Origin of the sequence: Haladaptatus sp. W1 (assembly GCF_001723155.1) — an archaeon.
GTDB lineage: Archaea > Halobacteriota > Halobacteria > Halobacteriales > Haladaptataceae > Haladaptatus > Haladaptatus paucihalophilus.
The window spans coordinates 1-5,413 of record NZ_MEIH01000165.1; the positions used below are offsets into that span (position 1 = coordinate 1).

8 protein-coding genes and 2 tRNA genes are annotated in these 5,413 nt (G+C 61.7%); 6 read left to right on the top strand and 4 right to left on the bottom strand.

Annotated elements, in window-relative coordinates; translation table 11 throughout:
• Positions 1–15: 15 nt before the first annotated feature.
• Positions 16–468, bottom strand: a complete 453-nt coding sequence (locus BG842_RS08765; protein WP_254663004.1) for a hypothetical protein — start codon at positions 466–468, stop codon at positions 16–18.
• A 111-nt stretch (positions 469–579) separates the two neighbouring features.
• Here BG842_RS08765 and BG842_RS08770 point away from each other — a divergent pair, with 111 nt between their 5' ends.
• The gene (locus tag BG842_RS08770) at positions 580–1,245 is read left to right on the top strand and encodes a hypothetical protein (protein WP_069450472.1); all 666 of its coding nucleotides are present in this window, start codon (positions 580–582) and stop codon (positions 1,243–1,245) included.
• A 9-nt stretch (positions 1,246–1,254) separates the two neighbouring features.
• On the opposite strand, the gene BG842_RS08775 is transcribed toward BG842_RS08770, so the two are convergent.
• Positions 1,255–2,541: a M20/M25/M40 family metallo-hydrolase gene (locus BG842_RS08775; RefSeq protein ID WP_069450473.1), complete on the bottom strand. Its 1,287-nt coding sequence runs from the start codon at positions 2,539–2,541 to the stop codon at positions 1,255–1,257.
• A gap of 109 nt (positions 2,542–2,650) precedes the next feature.
• Between BG842_RS08775 and BG842_RS08780 the strand changes: the two genes are divergently transcribed.
• From BG842_RS08780 to BG842_RS08785, 3 genes are all read left to right on the top strand, one after another.
• Positions 2,651–2,724: transfer RNA gene (locus BG842_RS08780), tRNA-Lys, on the top strand.
• Between the two features lie 169 nt (positions 2,725–2,893).
• A complete protein-coding gene (locus BG842_RS29700; RefSeq protein WP_175424109.1) occupies positions 2,894–3,043 on the top strand; it encodes a hypothetical protein in 150 nt (49 codons plus the stop codon).
• A gap of 32 nt (positions 3,044–3,075) precedes the next feature.
• The gene (locus BG842_RS08785; protein WP_069450474.1) at positions 3,076–3,276 is read left to right on the top strand and encodes a hypothetical protein; all 201 of its coding nucleotides are present in this window, start codon (positions 3,076–3,078) and stop codon (positions 3,274–3,276) included.
• A gap of 17 nt (positions 3,277–3,293) precedes the next feature.
• On the opposite strand, the gene BG842_RS08790 is transcribed toward BG842_RS08785, so the two are convergent.
• Positions 3,294–4,106: a hypothetical protein gene (locus BG842_RS08790; RefSeq protein WP_069450475.1), complete on the bottom strand. Its 813-nt coding sequence runs from the start codon at positions 4,104–4,106 to the stop codon at positions 3,294–3,296.
• A 93-nt stretch (positions 4,107–4,199) separates the two neighbouring features.
• Between BG842_RS08790 and BG842_RS31310 the strand changes: the two genes are divergently transcribed.
• Together BG842_RS31310 and BG842_RS31315 are read left to right on the top strand one after the other, a co-directional pair.
• Positions 4,200–4,535, top strand: coding sequence for a hypothetical protein (locus tag BG842_RS31310; RefSeq protein WP_254663005.1), 336 nt, complete (start codon positions 4,200–4,202; stop codon positions 4,533–4,535).
• Complete coding sequence (locus BG842_RS31315; protein ID WP_254663006.1) at positions 4,481–4,936, top strand: hypothetical protein; 456 nt, start codon at positions 4,481–4,483, stop codon at positions 4,934–4,936. Before BG842_RS31310 ends, BG842_RS31315 begins: the two co-directional genes overlap by 55 nt.
• Positions 4,937–5,160: 224 nt before the next feature.
• On the opposite strand, the gene BG842_RS08800 is transcribed toward BG842_RS31315, so the two are convergent.
• Positions 5,161–5,236 (bottom strand) — tRNA-Cys (locus BG842_RS08800).
• Positions 5,237–5,413: the final 177 nt, after the last annotated feature.

Consider the following 5,413-nt stretch of genomic DNA (forward strand, 5'->3'; position numbering starts at 1 on the left):
TAAATCGACGGCGGGCTACCGGTAGGCATCGACGGTCCACGCGAGGCGGGGAAACGCCAGCGCGCTTCCGACCGACAGGAGCACCGTGACCGTCGCGGTCGGAGCGGGCGAGTGAAACGCGAGGTCGATAGCCGTCCCGAGATAGGCCACGGCGGCGATGACGACGTTGTAGTACAGCAACCGGAGGAAGAAAAGCGCGGGCGTCACCGGCGGCCAGTCGACGTCGAGCCACGGCCCGCGGAACGTCCCGACGCAGAGGACGAGCGCCAGCCACGCGAACAATGCGGCGAACTTCAACGGCGCGTTGGGTTCGGCGTCCATCAACCCGTAGAAGGCGGGCAAACCGAGGAAGGTCACCTCCCCAACCGCGAAGAAGACGCTTTCGACCCACTGCTCGACGCCCCTCTTCTCGTCGCGGGGGCGAAGTCGGCGCTCCTCCGTCGAGTAGTCGGTGCTGCGGCCAGTCACGCGGGAAAATTGCGCGGCTTCGTACATAAACGTGGGGTGCGAACGAAAGACTCGCGTCGGGGCGTCCGTTCGGGCGGTTCCTTTTTACCCCGTCCGCCCAATCCACGAACGATGACTAACGGCCCGGGAGAGGAGCCACCGGCGGACCGCAAGTCGCCGGTCGGAAAGCCCGTCATCCGCGGGGACGCGGCGATTACCGGTTCGCACGCACGAGAAGCGAAGGCGTTCGACCCGAACGACCCGGAGAGCGTCGCCGAGGCGGCGCGAACCGTCCGCGCGTTTGCGGGTGGCAGTCCGGGGAGCGAGGACAACGTGTACATGTTGCGCGGAGCGGCGGCCTGCGCAGCGCTCGTCCGTGGCGTCGGGTCCTACAAAGAGGCCGCCGAACGAGCGGGGGGCGAAACGACGGTCTCCTTCATCCGAAAGTGGGCGCGGGTGCACGACCTCCCGCGGTCCATTCGACGCCACGTCGCCGTCGGCCACATCGCTCCGACGGCCGCCAAACACATCGCTCGGGTGGACGGCGACGCGCGCTACCAACTGGCGTGGGCAGTCCTCGACAACTCGCTGACCGTGCGCGAGGTGCGCGCCATCGTCAGCGACATCAGCGACGGGGCACCCCCGGAGCACGCGCTCCGAAACCACGGCGTCACGCTCGGCGAGGTGACGCTTTCACTCCCACCGGACCTGTATCGCGAACTCCGCCGGGAGGCCGCGCTCGCGGACGAAGAACCCGAACACGTGGTCGCTCGGGCGCTCGAAAAGGAACTCGGCTAAAAGCTGAAGTTAATCGAGGAACGTGCGGGCCGTTTCGGTGAGAACCGTTCCTGCAGTCACGACATCCGGCCAGTGAACGGTCTCGTTCGGGAAGTGCGCCTGTTCGATGGTCCCCGGTCCGAACAGGGCCGTGGGGATTCCCGCGGCAACGTAGTGGCGCGAGTCCGCGCCGTAGGTTTCGCCGCGGAGCGTCGTGTCGAGTCCCTCACCGTCCATCGCGGACTGGAGCGCGCCGACTATCGGTTCGTCCGGGTCCGTCTCCGCAGATTCGAACTGGATGGAAAACCGCTCGAACGTCGGCGGATGGTCACGAAGCCACTCGCTCTCCTCAACCACTTCGGCGAGCCGCTCTTCGTACATGGCCTCGACCTCATCGACCGTTTCGCCCGGCGCGACGCCGAGGCGCATCTCCGCGGTGAGCGTCGCGGGGACGGACGACGACCACGTTCCCGCCTCGACCGTCCCGACCACGATGGGCCACGAAATCGGAAACTCGTCGTACAGCGGATGCGTAACCGACTCGCTCCGCTCGGCTTCGAGTTCGAAAAACGCCCTTCGGATGGCCTCGAAGTGGGGGTGGACGCTCTCCCCGCGCCACCGCGTCGCCGCGTGCGCGGAGCGACCAGTAATGTGTAGCCGTTTCATGACCGTTCCCTCGACCGCAACGACCGGCGTGAGGTCGGTCGGTTCGGCGACGACGGCCGCGTCGCGCTCGAACGGATAGGGATTCGAGAGGGCTGCCGCCGCCGCACCCAGTCCGCCCTCCTCCTCGCCGACGACGCTTTCCACGACGAGTCGGCCGTCCAGATTCCGACCCTCGGCGTTCTCGTGGAGATGTTTCGCCGCGAAGACACAGGCTGCGAGTCCGGATTTCATATCGACCGCGCCGCGCGCGGTGAGGTCGTCATCCACCCACATCGGTTCGAAAGGGTCCGTGTCCCACGATTCGCGGGCCACGGGAACCACGTCCATGTGCCCGTTCAGGACGAGCGTCGGACCGTCGTCCGGGTCGCCGAACTCCAGGACACCCGCGACGCTCGGACGCTCGACGAGGGTCGGCCCGTCGGCGCTCGCCTCGGTGTGTTCGATGGCGGCAGGGTCGTCCGGGAAGGACGGATGTTCCGCCAACCGCTCGGCGTCGGCCGTCCACTCGTACGTCTCGAAGCCCATCTCGGAGAGCCGATCTGCGAGCCACTCCTGTGCGGGGCCTTCGTTGCCGCCCGTCGTGTCGAACGAACAGAGTCGTTCGGTGAACGCGCGCAACTCGTCACCCTGTTCGGTTTCGAAGTCGGTCATGGTTAAACAGTCGTGACCGGGGGAGAAAACGATGTTCACCCCGGAAATACGGACGGCTGCCGAGCAGAATGGCAAACGTTTAAACGTCGCAACTCGCAAGAAGAGATGAGGGCTGGTAGCTCAGTTAGGCAGAGCGTCTGGCTTTTAACCAGACGGCCAGGGGTTCAAATCCCTTCCAGCCCGTACTTCTCGCGGCGAACAATTCGTGAGCCGCTGGAATACTCCTGAAGGGATTTGAATCAGACCGAGGTTCTGCGCGGAGCGCAGGTTCTCGGACGTCGTTCAAATCCCTTCCAGCCCGCTTCTGTGAGGAACGAAGGTGACGAGCGAAGCGGTTCGAAGGGTTTGAGCTATGGAAGACAGTCTCACGAGCATCGCGAGTGAGGAAGCGTCTTCAGGTCGTTCAAATCCCCACCCCGTACTTCTCGCGGGACGCGACATCGAGAGCGTCGCAAGAAGAGGAGAACCGCCGAAACGAACGCTCGCCGAAGTCGTTCAGTAGATATTATAAGTCATCCGAACACAGGACCGGGTATGAACCGGTACATATCGGACCCACTCGAACCGCTCGGAACCGCGTTCGGGGTCCTGCTCGTTCTCATCGGAATCGGAACGCTCATCGGCATGCCGTGGGCGTACAAATCCGGAAGCGTCCTGCTCATGCTGGGCCAAATATTCGGCGCCGTCGCCGCTATCGGTATCGGCGCGGCTCTCGCGTGGATCGCTCGGACGTAAAAAGGCGGTTGTAGCTGTTATCCCTTGAATGGGAGGTAGGCGAGCATTCCGATGAGCGCCGCCGCGAGGATGCTGAGGATGGACACACCCCACAGTCCCGCGATGCGCTCGTGGAAGTGCGACACCGCTTCCTCCTGTTCGTTGTAGGCCTTCACGTCCGACGACAGCAGGACCTTATTGCCTTGGCCGTGTGCGACGAACGTCTCGTTGTTCGGTCCGAGTTCGACCGTCGAACCACTCTCGACCGAGGAAACGGTCGTTTTCGGTGCTTTCCACTGCAGCATCACTGCCTCAGCCGTGATGTTGTCGACCGTGGTGGAGTTGTTCGAGTACTGGAACGAGTCGCCCGTACGCAGCGTCTTCGTCGTCGGTTCGCCGAACTGCTGGCGTTTGTACTCGTCAACCGGGACGAGCGACTTGTTACCGCTGCTGCCGTTGACGACGACGTAGGTTTCGTTCCCTTGTTTGACCGTCTGCGTACCTTCCGAGAGGTTCTGGACCTCCCGAAGCGTCGCTTTCTTCGGCTCCGATTTGTTCGGGATGAGGACCTGGAACGTGGTGTTGTCCTGTTCGACTGTCGAGTTGTTCGCCAGTTCAGCCGAATACGTGGCGGCTTGCTGGGTCCACGCGACCTCCGCGGAGCCCCCACTCAACGAGGAGACATTGTACTGTCGCCCGTCGACAGTGAACTTCTGTCCCTGCTGTGAGAGCGTCTGATCCGGGTTCTTCACCGAAACCGTCGGCTCCTTGGCCATGCCGACCAGTGAGTATGCCCCGGCAGAAATGACGAGGAAGATCGCAATGTATACGCCCGCTGCTCGTCGTTGCATACTCTAGCCCCTGTCCGCGTTCGGTATAATGGTTACTTTTTGGCGATCCGGTACGACGCTTCTTTTCATTATCCGCGAGAACGTACCGAGGGTATGAAATTCGGCGTCATCAGCACCGTAACCATCGGTACGAACGTCGTCGTACCGGCGATTAGGGAGGCCGGACACGAGGTCAGTGCACTCGCGTCCCGAGACGCATCGCGCGCCGCGAGCGTTGCAGATTGGCTCGAAGTACCGCGCGCCTATGGAACCTACGACGAGTTACTCGGAGACGACGAGATAGAAGCCGTGTACAACCCCCTCGGACACGACGTGCTGTCGAAATCAGCCATGGCTTGGACATTCGCGCCCTCAAAGCCAGTTTTCAGTTTCCGATGCGTGACTCCGAAAACGTTCGACTCGATCCAAACCTCGCTGGCGGAAGTCTGATTGATGTCAGATGCTATACGGTCAACGCCGCCCGACTGTTCCTCGGCGACCGAGCGCGTATACGCGACAGCGACGGACACCATGAACTGTGGCGTCGTAACCGAACTAACGGCCGTGCTCGAATACGAAATGGCATAACAGCGGAACTGTCCTCGGGTTTCACAACGACCGACACGCAATTCTACCGCGTCGAAGCGGCCAACGGATGGCTCGAATCCCAAGAAGCGTTCGTCCCACGCGGAGATGACGGCACTCGATTGGAGTATCGAATCGACGACCGACACGTCATCGAAGAGTTCAACCCAACAAATCAGTACGCACTCGAAGTCGAGGAGTCCGTCAACTGTATCGAAACAGGGCGGTCCCCGGAGACCGATGCGACAGATGAATCCGAACGATGAAAATCATCGATGCCCTCTACGAGAGCGTCCACGAACAACAACCCGTTCCGCTCTAATCAAGTCCAAACTGACACCTAAACGGTGCGCATTCAGTCATTTTCACCACGGAGAAGGGACAGAAGACCAGCAAATTACAGCAGAAACGTATTACCGAGGGTAGTATCGGCGACTGAAAACACGTTCTATGCTACAGAGCAACCGCTGGAACGAACAATTCGTAAAAAAGCCAAGGGCCGGATTTGAACCGGCGATGGGCGGCTCTGCAGGCCGCTGCGTTCGGCCGGACTCTGCCACCTTGGCGCAGTCTCTTCTTTGAAGTCGGTCACTTTAAACGTAGCGGTCTCAAGCGGCCGGATAGAAATAGCAAACCCGCACAGAGCGGTAGCTCCGTGCGGGTAATGAATGCGAGTATGAATGGGAGGCGGCGAATCGGATTTCCCAGAGGCTCGCGCACTCCAGTACTGACCGAAACGCAGA